Source organism: Candidatus Edwardsbacteria bacterium (genome assembly GCA_031082425.1).
Taxonomy (GTDB): Bacteria; Edwardsbacteria; AC1; order AC1; family EtOH8; genus UBA2226.
The window spans coordinates 41316-65701 of record JAVHLB010000003.1; the positions used below are offsets into that span (position 1 = coordinate 41316).

27 protein-coding genes and 2 tRNA genes are annotated in these 24386 nt (G+C 56.0%); 27 read left to right on the plus strand and 2 right to left on the minus strand.

The features are described from left to right. Together RDU76_03495 and RDU76_03500 are read left to right on the plus strand one after the other, a co-directional pair. Positions 1–1473: an aminotransferase class I/II-fold pyridoxal phosphate-dependent enzyme gene (locus RDU76_03495; protein MDQ7797996.1), complete on the plus strand. Its 1473-nt coding sequence runs from the start codon at positions 1–3 to the stop codon at positions 1471–1473. Positions 1474–1833: 360 nt separating this feature from the next. Further along, positions 1834–2052 (plus strand): DUF1858 domain-containing protein, encoded by a 219-nt coding sequence (locus RDU76_03500; protein ID MDQ7797997.1) that lies wholly within the window; start codon positions 1834–1836, stop codon positions 2050–2052. Between the two features lie 54 nt (positions 2053–2106). Here the strand turns inward: RDU76_03500 and RDU76_03505 are convergent, their stop codons facing one another. Both RDU76_03505 and RDU76_03510 read right to left on the minus strand, forming a co-directional pair. Beyond that, positions 2107–2832: an HAD family hydrolase gene (locus tag RDU76_03505; GenBank protein MDQ7797998.1), complete on the minus strand. Its 726-nt coding sequence runs from the start codon at positions 2830–2832 to the stop codon at positions 2107–2109. 1 nt (position 2833) lies between these two features. Then, a complete protein-coding gene (locus RDU76_03510) occupies positions 2834–4705 on the minus strand; it encodes a hypothetical protein (GenBank protein MDQ7797999.1) in 1872 nt (623 codons plus the stop codon). 205 nt (positions 4706–4910) lie between these two features. Between RDU76_03510 and panB the strand changes: the two genes are divergently transcribed. The 25 genes from panB (at position 4911) to RDU76_03635 (ending at position 24293) form a co-directional block, all read left to right on the plus strand. Then, entirely contained in the window at positions 4911–5723 is an 813-nt protein-coding gene (panB, locus tag RDU76_03515) for a 3-methyl-2-oxobutanoate hydroxymethyltransferase (GenBank protein ID MDQ7798000.1), read from the plus strand. A gap of 94 nt (positions 5724–5817) precedes the next feature. Continuing rightward, complete coding sequence (locus RDU76_03520; GenBank protein ID MDQ7798001.1) at positions 5818–6168, plus strand: GxxExxY protein; 351 nt, start codon at positions 5818–5820, stop codon at positions 6166–6168. A gap of 45 nt (positions 6169–6213) precedes the next feature. After that, positions 6214–7059 (plus strand): pantoate--beta-alanine ligase, encoded by an 846-nt coding sequence (gene panC / locus RDU76_03525; protein MDQ7798002.1) that lies wholly within the window; start codon positions 6214–6216, stop codon positions 7057–7059. Then, complete coding sequence (locus RDU76_03530) at positions 7056–7580, plus strand: hypothetical protein (protein MDQ7798003.1); 525 nt, start codon at positions 7056–7058, stop codon at positions 7578–7580. Before panC ends, RDU76_03530 begins: the two co-directional genes overlap by 4 nt. Before the next feature lie 45 nt (positions 7581–7625). Then, positions 7626–7988 (plus strand): aspartate 1-decarboxylase, encoded by a 363-nt coding sequence (locus RDU76_03535; protein MDQ7798004.1) that lies wholly within the window; start codon positions 7626–7628, stop codon positions 7986–7988. Continuing rightward, on the plus strand, positions 7985–8731 hold the full coding sequence (locus RDU76_03540) for an NTP transferase domain-containing protein (GenBank protein MDQ7798005.1): 747 nt from the start codon (positions 7985–7987) through the stop codon (positions 8729–8731). The genes RDU76_03535 and RDU76_03540 overlap by 4 nt, the downstream gene beginning before the upstream one ends. Positions 8732–8750: 19 nt before the next feature. Continuing rightward, complete coding sequence (locus RDU76_03545; GenBank protein MDQ7798006.1) at positions 8751–9221, plus strand: LytR C-terminal domain-containing protein; 471 nt, start codon at positions 8751–8753, stop codon at positions 9219–9221. Beyond that, positions 9166–9690: a ribosome silencing factor gene (gene rsfS, locus RDU76_03550; GenBank protein ID MDQ7798007.1), complete on the plus strand. Its 525-nt coding sequence runs from the start codon at positions 9166–9168 to the stop codon at positions 9688–9690. The genes RDU76_03545 and rsfS overlap by 56 nt, the downstream gene beginning before the upstream one ends. Positions 9691–9739: 49 nt before the next feature. Then, positions 9740–11386, plus strand: a complete 1647-nt coding sequence (argS, locus tag RDU76_03555) for an arginine--tRNA ligase (GenBank protein MDQ7798008.1) — start codon at positions 9740–9742, stop codon at positions 11384–11386. 9 nt (positions 11387–11395) lie between these two features. Next, positions 11396–12076: a methyltransferase domain-containing protein gene (locus tag RDU76_03560; protein ID MDQ7798009.1), complete on the plus strand. Its 681-nt coding sequence runs from the start codon at positions 11396–11398 to the stop codon at positions 12074–12076. A gap of 39 nt (positions 12077–12115) precedes the next feature. Continuing rightward, positions 12116–13132 carry a phosphoribosylformylglycinamidine cyclo-ligase gene (purM, locus tag RDU76_03565; protein ID MDQ7798010.1) on the plus strand — a complete coding sequence of 339 codons (1017 nt, stop codon included), beginning with the start codon at positions 12116–12118 and terminating at the stop codon, positions 13130–13132. 56 nt (positions 13133–13188) lie between these two features. Then, positions 13189–14061 carry a sulfur carrier protein ThiS adenylyltransferase ThiF gene (gene thiF / locus RDU76_03570; protein MDQ7798011.1) on the plus strand — a complete coding sequence of 291 codons (873 nt, stop codon included), beginning with the start codon at positions 13189–13191 and terminating at the stop codon, positions 14059–14061. After that, positions 14055–14252: a sulfur carrier protein ThiS gene (gene thiS, locus RDU76_03575; GenBank protein ID MDQ7798012.1), complete on the plus strand. Its 198-nt coding sequence runs from the start codon at positions 14055–14057 to the stop codon at positions 14250–14252. Before thiF ends, thiS begins: the two co-directional genes overlap by 7 nt. A 7-nt stretch (positions 14253–14259) precedes the next feature. Beyond that, positions 14260–15423, plus strand: a complete 1164-nt coding sequence (locus RDU76_03580; protein ID MDQ7798013.1) for a metallophosphoesterase — start codon at positions 14260–14262, stop codon at positions 15421–15423. A gap of 24 nt (positions 15424–15447) precedes the next feature. Continuing rightward, positions 15448–16422, plus strand: coding sequence for a GTP 3',8-cyclase MoaA (gene moaA, locus RDU76_03585; protein ID MDQ7798014.1), 975 nt, complete (start codon positions 15448–15450; stop codon positions 16420–16422). Between the two features lie 6 nt (positions 16423–16428). Continuing rightward, positions 16429–16932, plus strand: a complete 504-nt coding sequence (gene moaC, locus RDU76_03590; protein MDQ7798015.1) for a cyclic pyranopterin monophosphate synthase MoaC — start codon at positions 16429–16431, stop codon at positions 16930–16932. After that, positions 16929–17384 (plus strand): endonuclease domain-containing protein, encoded by a 456-nt coding sequence (locus tag RDU76_03595; protein ID MDQ7798016.1) that lies wholly within the window; start codon positions 16929–16931, stop codon positions 17382–17384. Before moaC ends, RDU76_03595 begins: the two co-directional genes overlap by 4 nt. Positions 17385–17437: 53 nt before the next feature. Further along, positions 17438–17872, plus strand: a complete 435-nt coding sequence (locus RDU76_03600; protein ID MDQ7798017.1) for an MOSC domain-containing protein — start codon at positions 17438–17440, stop codon at positions 17870–17872. Position 17873: 1 nt separating this feature from the next. Then, positions 17874–18395, plus strand: a complete 522-nt coding sequence (locus tag RDU76_03605) for a MogA/MoaB family molybdenum cofactor biosynthesis protein (protein ID MDQ7798018.1) — start codon at positions 17874–17876, stop codon at positions 18393–18395. A 166-nt stretch (positions 18396–18561) separates the two neighbouring features. Further along, the gene (gene clpX / locus RDU76_03610; GenBank protein MDQ7798019.1) at positions 18562–19806 is read left to right on the plus strand and encodes an ATP-dependent Clp protease ATP-binding subunit ClpX; all 1245 of its coding nucleotides are present in this window, start codon (positions 18562–18564) and stop codon (positions 19804–19806) included. 197 nt (positions 19807–20003) lie between these two features. Further along, on the plus strand, positions 20004–21275 hold the full coding sequence (locus RDU76_03615) for an adenylosuccinate synthase (GenBank protein MDQ7798020.1): 1272 nt from the start codon (positions 20004–20006) through the stop codon (positions 21273–21275). Positions 21276–21358: 83 nt separating this feature from the next. Next, positions 21359–21434 (plus strand) — tRNA-Lys (locus tag RDU76_03620). Positions 21435–21488: 54 nt separating this feature from the next. Continuing rightward, a complete protein-coding gene (locus RDU76_03625) occupies positions 21489–21980 on the plus strand; it encodes a cyclic nucleotide-binding domain-containing protein (protein ID MDQ7798021.1) in 492 nt (163 codons plus the stop codon). A gap of 17 nt (positions 21981–21997) precedes the next feature. After that, a tRNA-Glu gene (locus RDU76_03630) sits at positions 21998–22072 on the plus strand. Between the two features lie 427 nt (positions 22073–22499). Beyond that, positions 22500–24293 carry an OmpA family protein gene (locus tag RDU76_03635; protein MDQ7798022.1) on the plus strand — a complete coding sequence of 598 codons (1794 nt, stop codon included), beginning with the start codon at positions 22500–22502 and terminating at the stop codon, positions 24291–24293. Positions 24294–24386 lie beyond the last annotated feature (93 nt).

Consider the following 24386-nt stretch of genomic DNA (forward strand, 5'->3'; position numbering starts at 1 on the left):
ATGAAGCACCGTCCATCGCCCCATAATTCGCCCCAAAGCCGGGCGCCGCTGTTCGAAGCCCTGGCCTCATACATCAAACAGCCCAAGGTGCCGTTCCACACTCCCGGCCACAAACAAGGCCGGGGGATCGATAAGGCCTGGCGCCGGCTGGTGGGCGATGATATCTTCAGAATGGACCTGACGGTGCTGCCCGAGACCGACTGCCTGTTCCACCCCACCGGGGTCATCAAGCAGGCCCAGGCTTTGGCGGCAGGGGCCTATCATGCCGATAGAAGCTATTTTCTGATCAACGGTTCCACCGGCGGCAATTTGAGCATGCTGATGGGGGTGCTGTTTCCCGGCGACAAGATCATTGTTCCCCGCCATACCCACAAATCGGTGATATCCGGGCTGATCATGTCCGGGGCCCTGCCCATCTACATCCATCCCGAGGTCAACCGGGAATGGGGCCTTATTATGAACGTCTCGCCCCAGGCGGTGGAAAAGGCCCTGATCAAAAACCCCGGCGCCCGGGCGGTATTCGTCTCCTCGCCCACCTATCACGGCATCTGCTGCGACCTGGGGAAGATCGTCAAGCTCTCCCATCTCAACGACCGGATAGTGATGGTGGACCAGGCCCACGGCCCGCACCTGTTATTTCATCCCGCATTGCCTGTTTCGGCCATGGAGGCGGGAGCCGATATCTGCGTGGAGAGTTCGCACAAAATAATATCGGGGCTGACCCAGGCCTCCATGCTGCACGTCAAGGGCCCCAACATCGATATCCGGGACCTGGAGGAGGTCTTGTTGCTTACCCAGAGCACCAGCCCGTCATATCTGCTGATGACCTCGCTGGACCTGGCCCGGCGCCAGATGGCCATCAATGGGCAGGAGCTTTTGGAAAGGTCCATCGCCATCTCGGTCAAACTGCGCAATTCCATAAACAAAATAAAGGGGCTGTACTGCCTGAATCCGGAGGACGTCAAACCGTTCAAACTTGATCCCACCAAGCTGATCGTGTTCGTGGACAAGCTGGGACTTACCGGTTATCAGGCCAGCAGGATACTGAACGAGAGATACAACATCCAGGCCGAGATGGCCGACTGGGACCATGTGGCGTTCATATTCTCCATAGCCGACGGGAAGCCCGAGGCCGACCGGCTGCTGCGGGCCCTGAAGGCCATGGCCTCGTCGCAGTATGGCCGCGGCCCGCTGCAAAAACTGGATATCCAATTCCCCTCCAATTACCCGGCCATGTCGCTGACCCCGCGCGAAGCTTTCTTCTCGACCTATAAGATGGTCAAGCTGAAAGAGGCGGTGGGCGAGATATCCACCGAGTTCTTCACCGTTTATCCGCCGGGGATCCCGGTGATCGTTCCCGGCGAGCGCATAACCCACCAGGCGGTGGAATACCTGGAAACCATGAAACGTTTGGGGGCCATCCTGGTGGGCCCGGAATATGGCCAGCCGGGAAGGATCAGGGTGGTAGCTTGACGCGGGGGATAGATTATTGGGATTGAATGGTCTGAAAACAGGAGGGGCTTGACAAAGCGGGATTTTGGGGGGATAATTGAATGCCGAATTGAAAAGTCAAACAATAATAGAAAAAAGGAGATTGAAGATGTGCAATTCCTGCGGTTGCGGAAGCAAGCTGACCTATAAATGCGAAAAATGCGGCCAGACATCCAGCCTTCCCAAGGAGTGCTGCGGCCAGCCCATGAAAAAGCAATAGGGAACAGTATTAAAAAAGCGACAGCCAGTTTGCGGCTGTCGCTTTTATGTTTGATTTAACCCTTGACAATCAGGACATTTTATTATACCATTCAAAACTTAAGAATATTTAAGGGATGAGAGATGATGGAAAAGATAACCAGGGATATGACCATCATGGATGTGGTCAATAAATATCCCCAAAGCATAAAGGTATTTTTCGAGCATGGACTTTTTTGCATCGGCTGCAACGTGGCTTATCGGGAGACGGTGGAGCAGGGGGCGGCAGCCCATGGCATTGATGTCGATGAATTGATGGCAAAGCTCAATCAGTCTTTGCCCGAGGAGACGGCAAAAAAATGATCCAGGATTTTAAAAGCCCGGTCCCAAAAGGACCGGGCTTTTTTTATTGATCGTTCAGATTTTATCCAAAGCCTCCGGCAGTTCGGCAACGCTTTTGATAACCGGGCAACCACCCGGTCCCTGGCCTTGAGGGGAGACCCAAACCGTCCTGATCCCGGAGGCCCGGGCTCCCAGGATGTCATTCTCCCAGCTGTCCCCCACATGTACCGTCTGCCCCCTATCGGCCCCCAGCTCCCGGAGGGCCGTTTCAAAAATTGCGGCGTCGGGCTTGCGGATGATGGTCTCGTCTGAGAACAGGGCGCTATTAAAGTATCTTAATATATCATAATCTTCAAGCAGCTTTCTCAATATGAACCCGGGAGTCCTTCCGGTATTACAGATCAGTCCCATCTTGCAACCCCGGTAAGCCAGCTGGGCCAATGTCTCCCGGGCGCCTGCGATCAGCCGGGGCCGGAATTGAAGGACGGCTCCGGAGTAAGCCTCTGCAATCGTCTGGAAATCGCGTTGGTTCAGTGTGGTCAATAAATTGCCGCCTATCAGCCCAACAAAAAGCCGGACCTGGTCGGGAAAGGCCAGGTCCCGGGCTTTTTCCCATAAGACCGAACATTCCTGCCAGGTTTTTTCGTGGGCCCGGTATATGTCATTGATATCTATCCCGGGCTGCATTTGCGACAGCAGAGAATGAATGTTTTTTACCCGATATTCGGCCCGGCTGCCGTCCAGTTCCGGCGAATCGGCGATCAGGGTCTCCCAGAGGTCAAAGGTGATGAACTGGTTCATGCTAGGCCAGCCCCTCCAGAACAGAGCTCAGGCTTTCGATCTGGGCCGGCTTCAGTGGGGCGGAGCCGGAGGTGAGGTTGAAAAGCAGCAGGGTGATATCCTCAAAATCTGTCCGGCAGACGGAGTTGGCCTGGTATTTTTTTACGGCCTCAAATATCCCCTTAAGCCGGTCCTGATTGTACCTGAAGGCCACGGCCAGGGCCGTGAAACTGGGATCGTTATCGGTCAGTTTCATCTGCTTAAAAATAACGGAGATCGGCCGCCCGGAGAGAAGCTGGTTATGGGCCTGATACTCCAGCTTGACCTGGGCGAAGATGGCATCGTTGGTGACCTCCGGGTTGAGCAGGCATCGGTCGCCGATGCTGTAGAAGAGGGATTTTATTTGATCACCCGGGATGTTCAGTTTTTCAGCCAGTTCGGAGACAGCCTTCAGGCGCATCTGGCGCAGGGCCCGGCTGGTGCGGTCGAATATCCGGAGCTTGGGACCGAACCCAGGGATGGTCTTGATGGCCTGTTCGATCCGGTTGTAGATCTCCTCGTCGTTCCAATTCTCCCGCTTGATCCCGAACAGGGTCCTGCGGTCGATCCAGATATCAATGATGGATATCTCCTGCTGGTGCTCCTTGCCGTTCTGAATATTGGTCATGATGTTGGGCTTATCCGGCATGGCGGCCGAGAATCCCGGCACCGAGGTCAGGGCCCCCACCACTTCCAGCCCGAAGCCCTTGTCGTTGCCGGAGGCCACGATTATAGCCTTGAAATGATCCGGGGCATGGGGGTGGATATAGCCCTGGGGGATCTTGATATCCTTTTCCTCGTCTATCATCAGCGGAACTATCTTGCGGCGGATCAGCTCCACCCCCGGGGTGGGGCCCAGAGTCTCCTTTTGCGACGGGATCTCCCGGATAGCTTCAGCCAGTTTGTCCTGAAGATCCAGGACTATCGGCTGGTCCTGCTGGTTGGTCATCTCCACATGAAAGACGGATAATTTGTCGGCGGTGAAGTAGGCATAATCGTCATAGCGGTGGTTCTGGGGTACCAGCTCATTTATCAGTCTCATCAATCGTTCGAAGGTGATGCTCTGTTCCTTGGTGATGACCGTCACTCCGTTCAGGGTCTTGCTGTTGTATGGCACCTGTTGGAAAGAAATTTCCAGCGAAGAATGCCCGGACCGGATGCTCTTCTTCATGACATAATTTCCCAGGATCTGATCGGCAATGGATCCCAGAGTGCGCTGATTGATGTATGATTCATGCCGCGACATGAAAAACTTGAGGGCCTCGCCGCCGTCGCCCATGATCTCCTTCAGGTCATCGGCCGACAGTTTGCCCCGCAGCAGGTCGGTGACGGTGGTGAATGCGTAGAGCCTCCTGGCCTCCTGACGCTGAAGGGTCCGTTTGGCGGCATCCTCGGAGGCGATGATGCTCAGCCTTTCCTGGATCTTGGCCCGGGCTATATCCAGGGCCTTCTGGGTCAAATGGGGGGGCAGTTCCACCTCCATCAACACCACCCCCAGTTTCTCCCGGTTTCTCCGCAGAATAAAGCCGTGGGTATAGGCAATGTTCAGGCCAGCCTCATGCACCGTCCCCAGGCAGGCGTCAGCCAGCCCGGCCCAGTCAGGGGCCAGCACTCCGAACAACAGAGACGGCAGGTCGTTATTGCCCTTTTCCGCCGATACTTTCTCGGTGATCACATGGGACATCCCGGGCAGCACATCCTCCTCGCGCAACAGGCGGATCAGGATCGCCCTCTCCTGGGCGGTCAGCCTTCCGGCATAGGCGGTGCCGCGGGTTATCATCCGGTTGAAGCCGGCTATCTGCCTGGGGGTCAGGGAAAGGTGGGACAGATAGGGAAAAATCTGTGCTAATTTCATACAGTTCAATGATACCATCTTATATTTTAAAGTCAAGAAAAAACGAAAAGTAAAAATCTCCCGGGCTTTTCCCCAGGGGCTTTTTTGCTTGATTTTTATGTCGTTTTGGTGTATTCTTGCTAGGGGTTTTGGTTTCGTAATTGAATGACATATTTGTATTTAGGCCGAAATCAGAAACGAAATAACATTTAAGGTGGTAAGACAGATGAATACCGATAAAGTAACCACCCGGACACTGCTTAAAATGAAGCAGAAGGGCGAGAAGATAGCCAGCCTGACGGCCTACGATTTTCTTACCGCCCGGCTGCTGGATGAGTGCGGGATAGACCTGATCCTGGTGGGCGACTCGGCGGCCATGGTCTTCGCCGGCTACGAGAACACCCTGCCGATCACCATGGAGGCCATGCTGTACCATACCGCCGCGGTCAAGCGCGGGGTCAAGCGGGCCATGGTGGTGGCCGACATGCCGTTCCTTTCCTACCAGACCTCCATCGCCGACGCGGCCTACAACGCCGGCCGGTTCCTCAAGGAATCGGGGGCCGAGGCGGTCAAGATCGAGGGCGGCCGGGTGGCGGCCCCCATCGTCAAGAACCTGGTGGAGCGCGGCATCCCGGTGATGGGCCACCTGGGGCTGACCCCCCAGTCCATCCACAAGTTCGGGGGCTACCAGCTGCAGGCCAAGGACAAGGAGTCGGCCGAGCGCCTGCTGGCGGCGGCCAAGGCCCTGGAGAGCGCCGGCTGTTTCGCCATAGTGCTGGAGAAGATCCCCCACCAGGTGGCCCAGAAGGTCAGCCAGGAACTCAGCATCCCCACCATCGGCATAGGGGCCGGGCCGCACTGCGACGGGCAGATCCTGGTGGTGGACGACATGGACGGGCGGTTCGAGGACTTTGTCCCCAAGTTCGTGCGGCAGTATGCTCACATAGCCAAGGACATGAGGCAGGCGTTCAAGGGGTACATCGGGGATGTCAAGGGGAAGAGTTTTCCGAACATGGAGGAGAGTTTCTCGGAGGAATAGGTCTAACTGAACCGCAAAGACGCAAAGGCCGCGAAGTATTTAATAATAATGGCACGGAAAAATAGCTATGGACATAGAATAAATTGCCAGTGAGATAGTTGATGCAGCCATCAAGGTGCACAAGGCGCTTGGGCCAGGTCTGTTGGAATCAGCCTACCAGCAATGTTTGATATATGAGTTAAAGAAAAGAGGGCTGAAGGTGGATTCTGAGGTGGCAATGCCTGTAACGTATGATGGGATGAAGATCGATGCGGGTTATAGAATGGATATTGTGGTAGATGGGTTAATAGTAATTGAAAATAAAACAGTTGAAAAAATAATGCCAATACACCAGGCCCAGTTGTTGACTTATCTGAAACTAAGCGGGATGAACTTAGGTTTTTTATTTAATTGGAACGTAACGATCATGAAAGATGGCATCAAACGTATTGTCAATAACCTATAAGTATAAGAAACCTTAGCGAACTTAGCGTCTTCGCGGTTAAATTTTATGAAGATAATTAAAACCATAAAACAAGTCAGACAGATCATTGCTCTGCAGAAGAAGCGGGGCAAGCGGATAGGCTTTGTGCCCACCATGGGGGCGTTGCACCACGGGCATCTGTCACTGATACGGCTGGCCAGGAAGAATTCGGACTTTGTGGTGGTTTCTATTTTTGTGAATCCCACCCAGTTCGGCCCCAAGGAGGATTACAAGAAATATCCCCGGAACCTGAAGAAGGATGCCGCGCTCTGCCAGTCCGCCGGGGCCGATCTGATCTTTTCCCCAAATGTCAAAGAAGTCTATCCCGAAGGTTTTTCCACATTTATTAATGTCGAAGGGTTGACCCTAGGGTTATGCGGGGCCTCGCGACCCGGACATTTCAGGGGCGTGGCCACGGTGGTAAGCAAACTGTTCAACATCGTCCAGCCGGACGCGGCGGTCTTCGGGCAGAAGGACGCCCAGCAGCTGGCGGTGATCAGGCAGATGACAAAGGACCTGGACCTGCCGGTGAAGATCCTCGGCGGGCCGATAGTCCGGGAAGCGGACGGCCTGGCCATGAGCTCGCGCAATGCGTATCTGACATTGGAGGAAAGGAAGCAGGCGGTGGCTCTGAGCAGGGCGCTATACTTGGCGCAACTAAAAGTAAGAAACGGGGTAAAGGTGGTAAAGGCAGTAAAGGCGGAGATGGTCAAGTTGTTGTATCGTGATGCGCCGCTGGGGGAGATAGATTATATCGAGATCGTCGATAACGTATCTTTAAAACCTGTAAAACTAATTCAGGGTAATACTCTGATCGCAATTGCTATCAAATTTCCCAATGCTCGCCTAATTGATAATACGGTGATAAAATGATTTGGCTTTTTAATAACGGTTCTGATAGCACTGGTTTTTATTTCTACAGTTCTTTAATTCAAGTAAAAGCTGCGATATTTTCAATATATGGTCTGTTTATTGTTTTCAAAATACAAATGAGCAGCCAAATAATTGAAACATGCAAAAACTTCATTGCTTCTTCGCAAGGTAATATTATTGCAGTTACTAAATTTGATGAAAGTAATATTGAAGATAAGCAAAAATTTATTGATATTAAAAAAGAAATGAAAACTAATACTAGTGGTTTTACTGAAATTCATCATTACCAAAAATGGTTTGATAGCATAAAAGCAATCAACGAAATTAAAATTAACTATAAAATCCCCATGATATTACTTGTCATAGGCATGGTTATAGATTCATTGGCGTTATTATTTCAAAAAACCCTACAGCAAAAACCTTCTGTCGAAATGAACTTATACATTATTTCTATGATACTGTTTGTTAGCATATTGTGTTGGATTTATTACAGCATAACAAAAATATTGTCTACGAAGTAATATTTCAAGTCATAATATAATTGCTTATAACATAGAAAGGCACCCATGTTCCGCATTCTCTGCAAATCCAAGATCCACCGCGCCACCCTAAGCGGGGCCAACCTGCACTACTCCGGCTCCATCGCCGTCGACGAACTGCTGATGGAAGCGGCCGACATCCTGCCCAACGAGATCGTGCAGGTGGTGAATATCAACAACGGGAACCGCTTCGAGACCTATGTCATCAAGGCCCCCAAGAGGTCCGGCACCATCACCCTCAACGGGGCGGCGGCGCGGCTGGGCTTGGCCGGCGACAAGATCATCATCATCTCCTCCTGCTACAAGGAGGACGCCGAGGCCAGGAAGCACAAACCGAAGATCGTTTGCGTGGACGACAGGAACCGCATCGCCAAAAAGACCAAGCTATGAGAGACTGCATCTGCCTGATACTGGCGGCGGGCCAGGGAACCAGGATGAAGTCCGGCCTGGCCAAGGTGCTGCATCCCCTGTGCGGAAAGCCGCTGGTGGAGCACGTGGTGCGCTCGGCCCAGAAGGCCGGGGTGGCCCGGACCGTGGTCATCGTCGGCCACCAGGCCGATAAGGTCAGAGAAGCGCTGAATGATCTCAAAGTCGAGTTCGTGCTTCAGCCCGAACAGAAGGGCACCGGCCACGCGGTGATGCAGGCCCTGCCCATCATCGAAAAATTCGCCGGCGAACTGCTGGTGCTCTACGGCGACGTGCCGCTGATCAAGCCGGCCACCATCATCTCATTGCTCAAAAAACACCGGGAAGAGCGCAACGCCTGCACCATGCTAAGCACGATCATCGACCAGCCGGGTGGTTACGGCCGGGTGATCCGGGATGCCGGCGGCTCCGTAACCAAGATCGTGGAGGCCAGGGACGCATCGCCGGAAGAGCTGGCGGTCAGGGAGATCAACCCCGCCATCTATTCCTTTGAAAATCAGAAGTTGGTAGAGGCCCTCTCACAGTTAAAGCCCAATAACAAGCAGGGCGAATATTATCTGACCGACGTGATCGGGATATTCAGAGCAAAAGGGATGAAGATCGCGGCCCAGATCGTCGAGGACAGCCGGGAGGTGCTGGGCATCAACACCCCGGAGGAGTTGGTGGAGTGCGAAAAATATCTTAAGACAAATGTTCAAAATGCTTGAAAGGAAATAAAGGTTATAAATGTCTCCGGTTGATTTTAAAAATCGCCCGGCCAAGACCGGCCGCAACAAATACCTGCCACTGGCGGTGATATTCCTGATCATCGTACTGGCGGTCATCGGCGGTTCGGTCTATCTGCGATGGCGGCAGAACCGGCAGGCCGATCTCAAGCAGAGAAAGGCCCAGATCCGGGTTGAGGTGCTCAACGGGACCAAGAAAAGCGGCCTGGGACAGGAAGTGGCCCAGCAGCTGCGCAAAAGCGGCTTCGACGTGGTGGACATCGCCAACGCCGAGAACGACAGCTTCCCGGAGACGGTGGTGGTGGACCGGGCCGACGACGGACAGAGCAACGCCATTCTGGTGGCCAAGGAGCTCAGATGCAAAAACATAATACCCCAAATAGAACCAACATCATTATTGGAGGTCACAGTAATAATTGGCCAAGATCATCTTAAAGAAAAGAAAAAAGGCTTCCTCGGCATCAGCTTCTGATGTCTTGAAGAAGAGGCCTGCAGCAAGGTCCAGGATCAAACCCGGCACCGCCAAGGCCAAGAGCCTGGCCCGGAAGAAACCGGCGGCGCCCAAAATCAAAACCCCGGCCAAGGTTCTGGTCGCCGGCCCCGGCCAGCTGCTGGCCAGGGAGATCGCCCAGCTGACCCTCAACAAGAAGGCCTTCGATGTGACGGTGCTGGACGTCAGGGGGCTTTCCACCGCCGCGGACTTTTTCGTGATCGCCTCCGGCGCCACCGACATCCAGATCCGGGCCATCCGCCGGGCCATCGAGGAGGGCCTGCAGCCCAAGGGCATTAAGGCCCTGCACATCGAGGGCGAAAAGACCGCCTCCTGGCTGCTGATGGATTACGTGGACGTGGTGGTGCATATCATGCAGCCCCGGGTGCGCGATTATTACAACCTGGAAGCCCTGTGGGGCGACGCCCCCAGGGAAGAAATAAAGGAGTGACCTAACCCCGACCCTTCCCCGCCAGGGAAGGGAGAGGTTGCTATATTTTATGATAAAAGACTACCTGCGCAAGAACATATCCCAAACCATCGAACAGATTCTGGGGGTTAATATCCCGCTGGCTGAGATCGGGCTGGAGAAGCCCAAGCAGGATGGACATGGCGATTGGTCCACCAATATCGCCCTGAACCTGTCCAAGAGCCTGAAGGAGAATCCCCGGAAGCTGGCCGACAGGATCACGGCCTCGCTGAAGCTTGATCCCGAGCTGGTGTCCCAGACCGAGGTGGCCGGGCCGGGCTTCATAAATTTCAAGCTGGCCTCCGGCTGGCTGTACAGCGAGCTGGTGACCCTGCTGGACAGGAAGAATTCCTTCGGCTGCTGCGACCACGGGAAAGGGGAAAAGGTACAGGTGGAGTTCGTCTCGGTCAATCCCACCGGGCCCCTGCACGTGGGCCACGGAAGGGGAGCCTTCGTGGGCGATGCCATCACCCGGCTGTTGCAGTGCGTGGGCTACCAGGTCCATAGGGAGTATTACATAAACGACGCCGGCAACCAGATCGACAAGCTGGGCCGCTCGGTGCTGGCCCGCTTGAATCAGATCTGGGGCCGGTCCTTTGAGTTTCCCGAGGGGGGATATCAGGGCGAGTACCTCAAGGATTTCGCCGCCCGGCTGGATTCCGAGCAGGGTGACCGGCTAAAGGCCCTTCCGCCCGACCAACTGCTGTCCGAGGCCACCAGGATCTCGCGGGACGGCATGCTGGAGAACCTGAAGCTGTCGTTAAAAGACCTGAAGGTGGAGTTCGATGAATGGTTCTCCGAGGTCGGCCTGGTGGGATCCGGGGCCATCAGCAGATCATTGGAAGAACTGAAGAAGAAGGGCTATCTCTACGATCAGGACGGGGCGCAGTTCTTCAAGGCCAGCGAGTTTGGCGACGAGAAGGACCGGGTGGTGATAAAATCCACCGGCGAGCACACCTACTTTGCGGCCGACATCGCCTACATGCTGAACAAGTTCGGCCGGGGGTTCAAAAGGCTGATCTACGTCTGGGGGGCCGACCACCACGGGGACGTTCCCCGCATGAAGGGCGCCGCTAAGGCCCTGGGGCACGATCCGGATTCGCTGGAGTTCATCCTGATGCAGATGGTCCGCCTGATCGAGGAGGGCCGGGAGGTCAAGTTCTCCAAGCGCAGCGGGGTGATCGTCACCCTGGACGAACTGCGGGACGAGGTGGGGCCGGACGTGATGCGGTATTTCTTTCTGATGCGGCGCAGCGAGAGCCAGTTCGATTTCGACCTGGACCTGGCCCGCAAGCACTCGGACGAGAATCCGGTGTTCTACGTTCAGTACGCCCATGCCCGGATCTGCAGCATCATCGACCATGCCCGGGAGAAGGGCATCGCCCGGGCCAAGAGCGATCTGAGTCTGCTCAAGGAGAAGGAGGAGATAAACCTTATCAAAACCCTGCTGGAGTTTCCCGAGGTGGTGCTGGGGGCGGCCCTGGCCCGGGAGCCGCACCGCCTGCCGACCTACCTTCAGGATCTGGCCGGGGTGTTCCATGCTTTTTATCATCAGCACCGGGTGGTCACCGACGACGCCGGCCTGACCCAGGCCCGGCTGGACCTGTGCGACGCCGCCCGGATAGTGTTCGCCAACGGGCTGGGGCTTTTGGGGGTCAGCGCCCCGGAGAAGATGTGAGGTCGATATATGAATCATAACCCAGATTACTTTCAACACGAAGCCCAGTACCAACGGAAGAAGGCTAAGGGTTTGAATGGTTGGAATGATGACAAGGACTGGAGCGAATGGCGGGCGGAAATACTCGGCTTGATCACTTCAGCCGATTTTCCCAAGGCGGGAAAAGTTCTGGAGCTGGGCTGCGGGGCCGGGGATGTGGCCCTGTTATTTGCGGAAAAAGGATATCAAGTATCGGGTATTGACATTGCTCCAACAGCCGTCGAGTGGGCCAGAGAGAAGGCTCTCAAGGCAGGCATTAAAGCGGATTTTGAAGTCGGTGATGTTACGAACCTGGGAAGATGGAAAGACGAGGAGTTTGACATCGTGATCGACGGACACTGCCTTCACTGCATCATCGGCGGGGACAGGGCTAAGGTTCTCAAGGAAACTTACCGGGTGCTGAAGCCAAAGGGTGTCTTTTACGTATGCACCATGTGCGGTGAACCGAGAATCTCGGAGATAAGGGAAGCTTTTGATCCGGAAACGCGGCTCCTGATGTTCAACGGGATAGTAAACAGGTATTTAGGGAAGCCCGGGGATATTATAAAGGAATTGGAAAAAGAAGGTTTTAATATCTTGAAGCAAGAGGTTCGGGAGGTAAAGGACAACCAGGATGACCAGGACAATTTGCTGGTGCTGGCGGGCAAATAACTGAATTTCATTTTACTCGGAAAAGACAAGAAGGGAACCATGCGCTACAAAGATGCGGGCGTCAACATCGACGCCGGGACCGAATCGGTCCAAAGGATAAAAAAACTGGTCCGCTCCACCTTCACCAGGAACGTGCTGACCGACATCGGCGGCTTCGGCGCCCTGTTCGACGGCTCGCTGAAGGGCTACCGGGAACCGGTGCTGGTCTCCTCCTGCGACGGGGTGGGCACCAAGCTCAAAGTGGCCCTGATGGCCAACAGGCACGACACGGTGGGCCAGGACCTGGTCAACCACTGCGTCAACGACATCCTGGTGCAGGGAGCACGGCCGCTGTTCTTCATGGATTACGCCGCCTTCGGGCGGCTGGATCCCAGGATCCTGGAGCAGGTGGTAAAGGGCTTTGCCAAGGCCTGCCAGGAGAACGGCTGTTCGCTGATCGGCGGGGAGACCGCCGAGATGCCCGGCATGTATGCCATCGGCGATTACGACCTGGCGGGGTTCATCGTGGGGGTGGTGGAGAAGAAGAAGCTGATCACCGGAAGGAGCATCAAGCCCGGAGACCTGGTGATAGGCCTGTCCACCAACGGACTGCAGACCAACGGCTATTCGCTGGCCCGCAAGATCCTCTTTGAAAAATGCCGATACCAGACCAATACCTATCTTCCGGAAATAAAGTCCACCGCGGGCGAGGCCATGCTCAAGGTCCATCCGTCCTTCCTGGGGGCGGTCTCTCCGCTGTTGGACAAGGGTCTGATCAAGGGTATGGCCCATATCACCGGCGGCGGGTTTTTGGACAACATCCCCCGGGTCCTGCCGGAGAAATGCGGGGTGGAGATCTCTCTCGGCTCCTGGCCGGTCCTGCCGATATTCGACCTTCTGCAAAAGAAGGGCAAGGTTCCGCAGGACGACATGTACCGGACGTTCAACATGGGGATAGGATTTGTTTTGATAGTGGCCGAGAGGGATGCGAACGAAACGTTGAAACCGTTTAAAACGACCAAACCGTATGTGATCGGCCGGGTGGTAAAGGGAAATAAGAAAGTGAAATTGTTTTGACCCCTCTCCAGCCTCTCCCCCGAAAGGAGAGAGGATAATTATTGGGAAGTGATAGTATGAAGATCCTCGTCAACGAAATAGCCCAGGAGATAGCTTCCGGTTCGCTGGTGTCCGATGCCGCCCGGCTTTACAAGAACAACGCCGATCTGTTCATCCGCAACGGATTCCCCTGCGGCCGGGACGTCAGGCTGGAGGACGGCGACCGGCTGGTGCTGATCAAAAAGGGCGAGATGCCCAAACGCGAGGAGCTGGAGCATCTGCTGATGGCCCGGCACACTCCCGGGGTCCACGAGCGGCTGAAGAACGCCACGGTGGGCATCGCCGGGTGCGGCGGGCTGGGATCCACCGCCGCCGTGGCCCTGGCCCGGGCGGGGATCGGCAAACTGATCATCGCCGATTTCGATGTGGTGGAGCCGTCCAACCTGAACCGCCAGCAGTATTTCGTGGAGCACATCGGCCAGCCCAAGGTGGAGGCCCTTAAGGAGATCATCCAAAAGGCCAATCCCTTTGCCGAGGTGGAATGCCATCAGGTGCGCATCACCCCGGATAATGTAGCCCATCTTTATAAAACGGCCGATATTATCGTTGAAGCCTTCGACCTGGCCGACCAGAAGCTGATGCTGGCCGAGGCGGTCCAGAAACAGATGCCGGACAAGCCCCTGGTGATCGGCAACGGCATGGCCGGCTGGGGCGACAACAATCTTTTAAGGACCCGGAAAGTGGGAAATATCCACATCTGCGGCGACGAGGTCAGCGAGGCCGGGCCGGGCATGGGCCTGATGGCTCCCCGGGTGGGCCTGGCCGCCTGCATGGAGGCCAACCAGGCGCTGGAGATCCTGCTGGGGCCGGATCCCAGGATCCAGAGCTTCGTCGAACAGGAAAAACAAAATCTTTTGAATATAAAACAACCCAAAGGGGAAAGATGCTGAAGGTCAACGGGCAGGACCATCCCTGGCATCCGGGGCTGACCGTGGCCCTGCTGTTAAAGGAAAAGAATTACATATTTCACGCCATCATCGTCAGGGTCAACGACAAATACGTTCCCGGCGAGGATTACGATAAAACAGCCGTCAACCAGGGCGACGACGTCCAGGCCATCCATCTGATAACCGGCGGCTGATTCTGCCATGCGTTCTTTCATGATCTTCATATTCATCTCCCTGGCCATCCTGATCTACGCCCTGGTCAATTTCTATATCTTTTCCAAGGGGTGGCAGTCACTGGACGGCGTCCGCCGGGAATGGCGGCTGGCCTATGGGGTGGTCTTCATCGCCCTTGCCCTGTCGTTCATAGCCGGACGATTCTTGGAGAGGGCAGGCAGCAGCGTTTTTACCGATATTTTGGTATGGACGGGCTCGTTATGGCTGGCGGTGATGCTGTACGGCTTTCTGGCCTCGGTGCTGTCCGATATCCTGCTCTTGGCGGCAAATCTGTTTAAGGTTAAGACACTCCAGTTTCTGCTGACCGGTATCGCCGGAAAATTGTGGACATTCATTGCTGTTGCCGGGCTGATACTGATCATCACCCTGGCCGGGTTCTTAAACGCCTGCAATGTCCGGGTCAAGAAGCTGGAACTGAATATCCCGAAAAATGCCGGGCAGCTCAAAGAATTGAACATTACCATGGCCTCGGACATCCATCTGGGCACCATCATCGGCAACGGGCGGCTGGGAAGGCTGGTGGACAAGATCAACGCCACCGAGCCGGACCTGGTGATCCTGGCCGGGGACATCGTGGACGAGGACATCGGGCCGGTGATCCGCGGGGACATGGGCCAGAGGCTCAAGGAAATACAGGCCCGCTACGGTGTGATCGGCATCACCGGAAACCACGAATATATCGGCGGGGTCAAGAAGGCGGGGGAATACCTGGAGGCCCACGGCATAAAAATGCTGATGGATGACAAGGTGCTGATCGCCGATGCTCTATGGATAGTGGGACGCAAGGACCGCAGCGGGGCCAGGTTCGACGGAAGCCCCAGAAAGCCGTTGAAAGATATCCTCTCCGGCCTCGATCAAAATTTGCCGGTGATCCTGCTGGACCACCAGCCCTTCGCTCTGGAAGATGCCGTGTCCAACGGCATCGACCTTCAGCTGTCGGGCCACACCCATCACGGACAGCTGTGGCCGCTGAACCTCATCACCAACCGGGTCTATGAAAAAAGCTGGGGATATCTGAGAAAAGGAAGCACCCATTATTATATCTCCAGCGGGGCCGGCACCTGGGGGCCGCCGGTGCGGATCGGGAACAGCCCGGAGATCGTCAGCCTCAAGATCAGTTTCAATAAATAAATACCTTCAGGAATTTTCAGACAGATGCTATCAGACCAATTCGGCAGAAAAGTGAACTATCTCCGGGTGTCGGTCACCGACCGCTGCAACCTGCGTTGCCGCTACTGCATCCCCCAGGATGGCGTATCGTTGAAAAAGCACGATGATATGCTGAGCTTCGAGGAGATCGAGACCATCGTCCGGGCCGGGGTGGAGCTGGGCATCAACAAGGTGCGCCTGACCGGCGGCGAACCCCTGTTGCGAAAGGGCTTTCCGGAGCTGGTGAAAAAACTGGCGGCCATCGAGGGCCTCAAGGACCTGGCCCTGACCAGCAACGGCATTTTGCTGGGGCCCCTGGCCCGGGAACTGAAGCAGGCCGGCATCAAGCGGGTCAACGTCAGCCTGGACACCCTTAAGCCCGAAAGGTTCAAACAGATGACCGGCAGCGACCAGTGGCAGCAGGCCAAGGAGGGGTTCGAGAAGGCCCTGACGGCGGGCTTTGAACAGGTGAAGCTCAATGTGGTGGCGATAGCCGGCTATAATGACGACGAGGTGGAGGACTTCGTCAAATACGCCATGGACAAGCCGATACAGCTTCGGTTCATCGAATTCATGCCGGTGGGCAATAAATTTTGGGAGAAGGGCAAACAGCTGAATTCAAAGCAGCTGATAGAGCGGATATCAAAAATCACCGCCATCGTTTCGCTGCCTCCTTTGAAAAATTCGGTCGCCGAGGAATATCAGATAGTGGGCAGCCCGGCCACCCTGGGTTTTATTTCCCCCCTGTCGCATTCCTTCTGCCGCGGCTGCAACCGTCTGCGCCTGACGGCCGACGGCTTCCTGAAGCCTTGCCTGGCCTCCAAGTACGAGGTCAACATCAAGGTCCCGGTTCGGGCCGGGCACGCCGGCAACGAACTGCGCCGGGTTTTTTATGAGGCCATGCGGCTGAAACCCAAGGCCCATAAGATGGACCAGGGATTCTCGGACAATACCCGGCATATGGCCGAGGTGGGAGGATGATGAAAAATGAAAAATGAAGAATCAAAAATCAAAGGTATTGTCAAATTGACTCATGTTGGCTCCAATGGCCGGGCCCGGATGGTGGACGTCACCGAAAAAGAAAGGACCCGACGGATGGCCGCGGCCTCCGGCCGGGTGAAGATGAAGCCGGCCACCCTCGATCTGATCATAAAAAATCGCATCGCCAAGGGCGATGTGCTGGGCGTGGCCAGGATCGCCGGGATCCAGGCTGCCAAGCGGGCCCATGAGCTGATCCCGCTGTGCCACCCGCTGGGGCTGACCCAGGTGGATGTCGAGTGCCGGGTGAATAAAATAAAATCATTGGTTGAAGTAACCAGCACTGTGTGCTGTGCCGACCGCACCGGGGTGGAGATGGAGGCCCTGACCGCGGCGGCGGTGGCCTGCCTGACCATCTACGACATGGCCAAGGCGGCGGACAAGGGGATGGTGATCTCGGATGTCAAACTGCTGGTGAAGCGGGGCGGGAAGAGCGGGGATTGGAAGAGATGAAAATCCCCTCTATTAAGAGGGGATTTAGGGGTGTATCCATGAGAATATATTACAATGCCAACCTTAAAGAGAAAGCCCGTCAGCTGCGAAATAACAGCACAAAAGCGGAAATCAGGCTATGGATGCATCTCCGAGACAAAAAAATAATGGGCTATGATTTTCACCGACAGAAACCGATTGGTAATTATATTGCAGATTTTTTCTGTCCCAAACTGAATTTGGCAATTGAAGTCGACGGATATACCCATAGATTTGAGGAGGTTGTAAAAAAGGATCATAAAAAGCAAGACTATATTGAAGATTTAGGCATAACCGTTTTGCGCTTTAAGGATGGAGAGATTTTTCACGATATCGATTCGGTGTTGAATGTGATCAAGCAGTACATAGTTGGACACACCTCTTGTTCCCCTCTTTTTAGAGGGGAGGGACACACCCCTGACCCCTCTTGTTAGAGGGGAAATAACACACCCCTGACCCCTCTTAATTAGAGGGGAATTTAAGGAATATGGGCAAAATATTATCCATAAATATCAGCACTCGCAAGGGGGAGAAGAAGACCAGGGTTCAAACCGCCGTCCTTAAAGAGAACCACGGGATAGTGGGCGATGCCCATGCCGGGGACTGGCACCGCCAGGTGAGCCTGTTGGCGGCGGATAGCGTGGACAAGATGCGGGGCAGGGGGGTGGAACTGCACCCCGGGGATTTTGCCGAGAACCTGACCATTGAGGGCATTGATCTGAAATGTTTGAAGATCGGGCAGAGGCTGAAGATCGGGTCGGAGATAATCTTGGAGATAACCCAGATCGGCAAGGAGTGCCATGACGGCTGCGCCATAAAACAGCAGGTGGGCGACTGCGTGATGCCACGGGAGGGCGTGTTTGCCAGGGTGATAAAAGGGGGAGAGATAAAAACCGGCGATCAAATCAATTTTGAAATTTAAAATGCAAAATTTAAAATTTAAAATTTCTGTTCTTACCATCAGCGATAAAGGCGCGGCCGGACAGCGGGAGGATCTCTCCGGCCCGGCCATCAAAGAAATGCTGGCATCGCTGGACGCCGAGATCGCGGCCGCCGAGATCATCCCCGATGAGCGGATACTGATCGCCGAAAGGCTGATACACCACGCCGACAAGGCCTGCTGCGACCTGATCCTGACCACCGGGGGCACCGGCTTTTCCCCGCGGGACGTCACTCCCGAGGCCACCCTGGAGGTGATAGACCGCCCGGTGCCGGGCATCCCCGAGGCCATGCGGGCGGCCTCTTTGGGCAAGACCCCGATGGCCATGATCTCCCGGGCGGCGGCCGGCATCCGGGGCCGGACCCTTATCATCAACCTGCCCGGCAGCGTCAGGGCGGTGAAAGAGAACCTGGAGGTGATCCTGCCGGTGCTGCCCCATGCCATCGAGATACTGCGGGGAACGGGCGGCGAGTGCGGCAATAATTCAAACGACAAGAAGAGATAGACATCAAACTGACCGCTGAAATACGGAAGTCCTGAAATATATAAATGTTTTCGATCCGGTGGTTGCGGCTTAACTCCATTTTGGTAAATTCAGTGTCTCTGTGGTAAAACATATTAAACGGCAAGAAATAAAAATTGGAATATAATTGCGAGGTGATCCCATGGCCATGGACAAGACCACTTCCCAGCATAACCGCTGTTCCTTCTGCGGACGGGCCGCCAGCGAGGTGGCGCACCTGATAGACGGCCGGGAGGCCGCCATCTGCGGTGATTGCGCCATAATCTGCAGCGACATCCTGAGCAAGGAGAAGAAGATCAACGGTTTTCTCACCAAGGAGGAACTGCCCATTCCGGTGGAGATCAAGGCGGTGCTGGACGAGTACGTCATCGGGCAGGACCGGGCCAAAAAGGCCCTGGCGGTGGCGGTCTACAATCACTACAAGAGGATACTCTGCGCCGGCACCAATCCCGAGGTGGAGCTGGACAAGAGCAACATCCTGGTGATCGGGCCCACCGGCACCGGAAAGACCATGCTGGCCCAGACCATGGCCCGCCTGCTGAAGGTGCCGTTCGCCATCGCCGACGCCACCACCCTGACCGAGGCCGGATACGTGGGCGAGGACGTGGAGAACATCCTGGTGCGGCTGCTGCAGTCGGCCAACTACGACCTGAAGAAGACCGAGATCGGCATCGTCTACATCGACGAGATAGACAAGATCACCCGCAAGTCCGAGGGGCCCTCCATCACCCGCGACGTCTCCGGCGAGGGGGTCCAGCAGGCCCTGCTCAAGATCCTGGAGGGCACCCTGGCCCACGTGCCGCCCCAGGGCGGCCGGAAGCATCCCGAACAGCCCTTGGTGCCGGTGAACACCAAGAACATCCTGTTCGTCTGCGGCGGGACCTTCGACGGGCTGGAGAAGATCATCAGCTCCCGGATAGGGACCAAGAGCCTGGGCTTCGGGGCCGAGCTGCGGGAGAAGGGCAAGGTGCCCATCGGAGAGGTGCTGGCCAAGGTCCAGCCGGACGACCTGCTGAAGTTCGGGCTGATCCCGGAGCTGATCGGGCGCCTGCCGGTGATCTGCACCCTGAACGACCTGGACAAGGACGCCATGATCGATATCCTGACCAAGCCCAAGAATGCCTTGGTCAAGCAGTACCAGACCTACTTCAGCCTGGAGGGGGTGGAGCTGGAGTTCCTGCCCGAGGCCCTGGAGGCGGTGTCCGAGGAGGCCCTGAAGCGCAACACCGGGGCCCGGGGCCTGCGGGCGGTTCTGGAGGGGACCATGCTGGACATCATGTACCAGCTGCCATCCAACAAGAACATCGCCAAGTGCATCATCGGGCGGGAGGTGGTGGTGGGCAAGCAGCCGCCGCGGTACATCATGAAGGACGAGCAGGAGGCGGCCGCCTGATTCGGGACTTTAATTGTCATTCCGGGCTTGACCCGGAATCCGGTATTTTGTCTTTCCGGATCCCTGCCGGAGTCCGCACTGAATGCAATGAAGCGCAGGAATGACTGCCCTTGGTACCACAATTGAATCATGTTGATCCTGTCCAATTTGCTTGCGGATCTGAAGCGCTTTTGAAACATCAGACAAAGGAATATATAATGAAGAAGAACACCGTGGTCATCGGGGCCCAGTGGGGGGACGAGGGCAAGGGCAAGATCGTCGACCTGCTGGCCCGGCAGGCCGATGCGGTGGCACGTTTCCAGGGCGGGGCCAACGCCGGGCATACCGTCAAGGCCAATGGCCGGGAATTCGTGCTGCATCTGCTGCCGTCGGGCATCGTCCATCCCCAAAAGCCGTGCTTCATCGGCAACGGCGTGGTGCTGGACCCCCAGAGCCTGATGGAGGAGATCGCCCAGGTGAGGTCCCAGGGCATCAGGGTCGAGGGCCGGCTGAAGATCAGCCCGCTGTGCAACCTGACCATGCCCTATCACAAGATGCTGGACCGGGCCCGGGAATCGCAGGGCGCCGGCGCCATCGGAACCACCGGCCGCGGCATCGGCCCCAGCTACATCGACAAGGTTGGCCGTCTGGGCATCAGGCTGGGGGACCTTCTTCAGTTCGATGTTTTCGCCCAGAAACTCAAAGAGAACCTCAGGGAAAAGAATTTCCTGCTAAAAAATTATTACCGGGCTTCGCCGGCATCCCATGACGCCATCATCAAGGAATACCGCAAATATCCGGCCCTGCTCAAGCCCTATACGGCCGACGTCTCCCTGCTGCTGAACCAATTGATCGCGGCAGGCAAAAAGGTGCTGTTCGAAGGGGCCCAGGGCACTTTTCTGGACATCGATTTCGGCACCTATCCCTTCGTCACCTCGTCCTCCACCATATCGGGAGGGACCTGCACCGGGCTGGGCATCGGACCGGCAGCGGTAGGCAGCGTCCTTCTGGTGGCCAAGGCCTACACCACCAGGGTGGGGAACGGACCCTTCCCGGCCGAGTTCGATCCAAAGATGGCCGATTTCATCCGGCGAAAGGCCGGCGATGAGTTCGGCCGGACCACCGGCCGCCCCCGACGCTGCGGCTGGTTCGATGCGGTGATGATCAAGCGGGCAGTGCAGGTCAACGGGGCGGACCAGCTGGCGGTGACCAAATTGGACGTGCTGGACGGGATCAAGCAGATCAAGATAGCGGTCTCCTACGGGATCAAGGGCGGGGGCTATCCCTGGACCACCGAGGAGCTGGCCCGCTGCCGGGTGAGATACCTCACCCTGCCGGGCTGGGACCAGCCCACCGGCGGGGTCCGCAGCTACGCCAAACTGCCGGCCAACGCCAAAAGATACCTGCAGACCATCGAAAAGCTCACCGGGGCCAAGATCTCCATCGTCTCGGTGGGCCCGGATCGCGAGGCCACCATCTTCCGGGCCTAGGTTGGTCACTTTATTTGCTTGACCTGATGGGTCTTTTATTGTAAAATTAACAAATTCCTTCAAAAGCGTGATATTTTGAAAGAGAGCCAGTAGCTCAGCCGGCAGAGCACCGCCCTTTTAAGGCGGGAGTCATGGGTTCGATTCCCATCTGGCTCACCACTTCGGTCATCAATAATCTATATATGGAGGTGTAAAATGGCGCCTCAGGATGTTTTGAAAAAGGTAGTCCTGTTCAAATACCTCTCGCCCGCCGAGCTGGAATCCCTGGAGAGCAAGCTGGAGAAGCGCAAGGTTGCCAAGGACACGGCGATATTCCAGGAGGGAAGCGCCGGCAACGAGATGTACCTGATCACCAGCGGAGAGGTGGAGATCAGCATCAAGCGAAACGAATCCAAGCTGGTGCTGGCCGAACTGGGGGAGAGCTCCTTCTTCGGGGAGATGGCCCTGATCACCGACAAACCCCGCACCGCCACCGCCACCGCCGCCATCGACAGCGAGATCTATGCCCTGTCCAAGGAGGAGTTCCAGAGGCTGCTGATGAAGGAGCCCCAGCTCTCCGCCCGGATGCTGCTGGCCATCTCCGAGATCCTGTGCGACCGGATCCAGTCCACCAACGAGAACCTGGAGACCTATTTCCTGATCAACCGGGCGATCGTTGACAACGAGCAGTTCCGCCGGCTGTACATCCACAGCCACGTAAAATAGTCCAGTCACAAAATGATGTCCCCATCGACTAGCGGTTAGGTCACCACTCTTTCAAGGTGGCGGCACGGGTTCGAATCCCGTTGGGGACGCCATTTTTTGTGCCGTGCCACCACCTTGAACTGAGGAATGCGGCACCCCGATGGAATCGGGGTTGGGGACGCCATTTTTTGTGCCGTGCCACCACCTTGGATCCAGCGGTTTGGTGTTTCCCCTTGATCGGTGCCCGGTGTGATCTCGAACCAAGCCGTTGGGCGCCAAGGATAAAAAAAAATAAAAAGCACTTGACAACCGGCCTGGTAAATTGCTATTATTAGCCCTGAATTAAGACCTGATGAAATATATTTTAAATATATTCAAGCTTTAAGGAGGTGAGGGACCGGTATTCCTAATTCTGTAGGGTTATCTTAATTCACTGAACAATAGTGTTTCCCTAAACAAACGGCACCATATATTGTTGTGCCGGGTGTATCAAATGAAGCTAATCTAAATTAACCAACACAATTTAGGAGGTCAAACAAAATGAAGCGAATTGTATCGGTATTCGCGGTTCTGATGATGGTAGCCGGTCTGGCTATGGCAACCCCCTCGATGTACGGAAGCACCGGTCTGGTAAGGACCATAGCTCCCGACAACTGCGGCCCGATGAGCTTCGGGATCGGTTTTCGCGGGTTCCTCTCCATGGGCGATTATGACACCAACTTTTCCTGGATGAACATCGATATGGTTCCCATGGGCAACCTTGCCTTCAACGACATGCTGGAGCTGTCGATCGCCCCGACCTACACTTTCAATCAGTGGTCCATGACCACCCCGGACACCTCCGCCTGGAGAAGCGGCTCCAAGGACACCCGGATCGGCCTGAAGGCCACCTTCCTGCGGGGAGAGGGCTTCAACATGGGCGCCTATCTGGGATACGACTACCGCTGGAACAAGAAGTTCAGCGGATATTATGCCTGGGTCGATGAGGCTTGGGAGAAGGATTCCAATTACACACCGACCGGCGCGATCCATTTCACCCTGATCCCCGGTTACAACGCCGGCAACTTCAAGGCCCACCTCAACCTGGGCATGGCCATGAACCTGGACAAGTATGATTTCGGTGATGGCGTCAACAGGATCTATCCGAACATCGGGATCCCGTTCGGTCTGGGCCTGTCCTACAACGCCGGGATGGTGACCCCGTTCCTGGAAGTCACCGGCAAGGCCGGCATCGACACCAGCAAATACCTGCAGGTTACCGACACCGGGTTTGACAGCATCAGCCGCGGCATCATGAACAATCCCTTCTGGGTCACCGGCGGACTGCGCTTCGACTTCGGTTCCGTCAAGATGGATCTGGGCGGCGAAATGAACATGCAGACCGACGACTCCACCATCCTGAATCCGACCATGACCCGCCAGTTGGACTGGCAGGTGTTCATGGGCCTGGCCTACACCAAGTGCAACCTTGGTCCCAAGGTCCCGGCCACCGCTATCATCTCCGGCAAGGTCACCGACAAGGCCGGCAAGGGCCTGGCCGCCATGGTCATGGCCGGCGGCATCACCGCCAACACCGACCCGGCCACCGGCGCCTACACCCTCAGCGGAGTGCTGATCGACAAAGCCCCGGTGGAGATCAAGGCCGACGCCAAGGGCTACATCGCCAAGCAGGCCTCCATCATGCTAAGCAAGAAGAACAAGAAGGTTCCTGCCATGCAGGACTTCACCCTGGAGCTCAAGCCCATTCCGCCCAGCGAGATCACCGGCACCATCATCGACTACAAGAGCAGCAACCCGGTTCCCGCCGTGCTGACCTTCAAGAGCCAGAAGACCACCGTCACCGCCACCGCCGACGCCAACGGCAACTACAAGGCCATTCTTGAGCCCGGCACCTACGCAGTCAGCGCCGTGGCCGAGGGCTACAACAATGCCAACTTCAACGTAGTGGCCAAGGACGGCAAACCGGTGGCCCAGAACACCGGAATGGTGAAGAAGAAAGAGAAATTCACCTTCAGCAACATCAATTTTGCCTCGGGCAAAGCAGACATCACCCCGGCCATCGAGACCGCCCTCCAGCCCCTGCTGAAGGTGCTGTTGGACAACCCGGACATGAAGGTCGAGATCGGCGGACACACCGACGCCCTGGGATCCGGCATCGTCAACCGCAAGCTGTCCCAGGCCAGGGCCGATGCCGTGGTGGCCTGGCTGGTCACCCAGAATGTCAAGTGCCAGATGACCGCCAAGGGTTACGGCGAGGACATGCCTATTGCCAGCAACAAGACCAAGGCTGGTCGGGCCGAGAACCGCCGCATAGAGATCAACGTGGTCGAATAACCGGCATACCCGACCCAAAAAAAGACCCGCAGTAATGCGGGTCTTTTTTTTGCCTAAGGGAAAGGGGCGATTCTTGGATCGCCCCTACAGATA

What these genes read in the sequence shown, in the direction of transcription:
- panC (MDQ7798002.1), top strand. Translation starts at nt 6,214, where the DNA reads ATGAAGATAATTAAAACCATAAAACAAGTCAGACAGATCATTGCTCTG.
- clpX (MDQ7798019.1), top strand. Translation starts at nt 18,562, where the DNA reads ATGGACAAGACCACTTCCCAGCATAACCGCTGTTCCTTCTGCGGACGG.
- RDU76_03635 (MDQ7798022.1), top strand. Translation starts at nt 22,500, where the DNA reads ATGAAGCGAATTGTATCGGTATTCGCGGTTCTGATGATGGTAGCCGGT.
- RDU76_03505 (MDQ7797998.1), bottom strand. Translation starts at nt 2,832, where the DNA reads ATGAACCAGTTCATCACCTTTGACCTCTGGGAGACCCTGATCGCCGAT.
- RDU76_03510 (MDQ7797999.1), bottom strand. Translation starts at nt 4,705, where the DNA reads ATGAAATTAGCACAGATTTTTCCCTATCTGTCCCACCTTTCCCTGACC.
- RDU76_03615 (MDQ7798020.1), top strand. Translation starts at nt 20,004, where the DNA reads ATGAAGAAGAACACCGTGGTCATCGGGGCCCAGTGGGGGGACGAGGGC.
- RDU76_03580 (MDQ7798013.1), top strand. Translation starts at nt 14,260, where the DNA reads ATGCGTTCTTTCATGATCTTCATATTCATCTCCCTGGCCATCCTGATC.
- thiF (MDQ7798011.1), top strand. Translation starts at nt 13,189, where the DNA reads ATGAAGATCCTCGTCAACGAAATAGCCCAGGAGATAGCTTCCGGTTCG.
- RDU76_03605 (MDQ7798018.1), top strand. Translation starts at nt 17,874, where the DNA reads ATGCAAAATTTAAAATTTAAAATTTCTGTTCTTACCATCAGCGATAAA.
- panB (MDQ7798000.1), top strand. Translation starts at nt 4,911, where the DNA reads ATGAATACCGATAAAGTAACCACCCGGACACTGCTTAAAATGAAGCAG.
- RDU76_03495 (MDQ7797996.1), top strand. Translation starts at nt 1, where the DNA reads ATGAAGCACCGTCCATCGCCCCATAATTCGCCCCAAAGCCGGGCGCCG.
- purM (MDQ7798010.1), top strand. Translation starts at nt 12,116, where the DNA reads ATGCGCTACAAAGATGCGGGCGTCAACATCGACGCCGGGACCGAATCG.
- RDU76_03545 (MDQ7798006.1), top strand. Translation starts at nt 8,751, where the DNA reads ATGTCTCCGGTTGATTTTAAAAATCGCCCGGCCAAGACCGGCCGCAAC.
- RDU76_03535 (MDQ7798004.1), top strand. Translation starts at nt 7,626, where the DNA reads ATGTTCCGCATTCTCTGCAAATCCAAGATCCACCGCGCCACCCTAAGC.
- RDU76_03530 (MDQ7798003.1), top strand. Translation starts at nt 7,056, where the DNA reads ATGATTTGGCTTTTTAATAACGGTTCTGATAGCACTGGTTTTTATTTC.
- moaC (MDQ7798015.1), top strand. Translation starts at nt 16,429, where the DNA reads ATGAAAAATGAAGAATCAAAAATCAAAGGTATTGTCAAATTGACTCAT.
- RDU76_03540 (MDQ7798005.1), top strand. Translation starts at nt 7,985, where the DNA reads ATGAGAGACTGCATCTGCCTGATACTGGCGGCGGGCCAGGGAACCAGG.
- RDU76_03600 (MDQ7798017.1), top strand. Translation starts at nt 17,438, where the DNA reads ATGGGCAAAATATTATCCATAAATATCAGCACTCGCAAGGGGGAGAAG.
- RDU76_03560 (MDQ7798009.1), top strand. Translation starts at nt 11,396, where the DNA reads ATGAATCATAACCCAGATTACTTTCAACACGAAGCCCAGTACCAACGG.
- RDU76_03500 (MDQ7797997.1), top strand. Translation starts at nt 1,834, where the DNA reads ATGATGGAAAAGATAACCAGGGATATGACCATCATGGATGTGGTCAAT.
- argS (MDQ7798008.1), top strand. Translation starts at nt 9,740, where the DNA reads ATGATAAAAGACTACCTGCGCAAGAACATATCCCAAACCATCGAACAG.
- thiS (MDQ7798012.1), top strand. Translation starts at nt 14,055, where the DNA reads ATGCTGAAGGTCAACGGGCAGGACCATCCCTGGCATCCGGGGCTGACC.
- RDU76_03595 (MDQ7798016.1), top strand. Translation starts at nt 16,929, where the DNA reads ATGAAAATCCCCTCTATTAAGAGGGGATTTAGGGGTGTATCCATGAGA.
- moaA (MDQ7798014.1), top strand. Translation starts at nt 15,448, where the DNA reads ATGCTATCAGACCAATTCGGCAGAAAAGTGAACTATCTCCGGGTGTCG.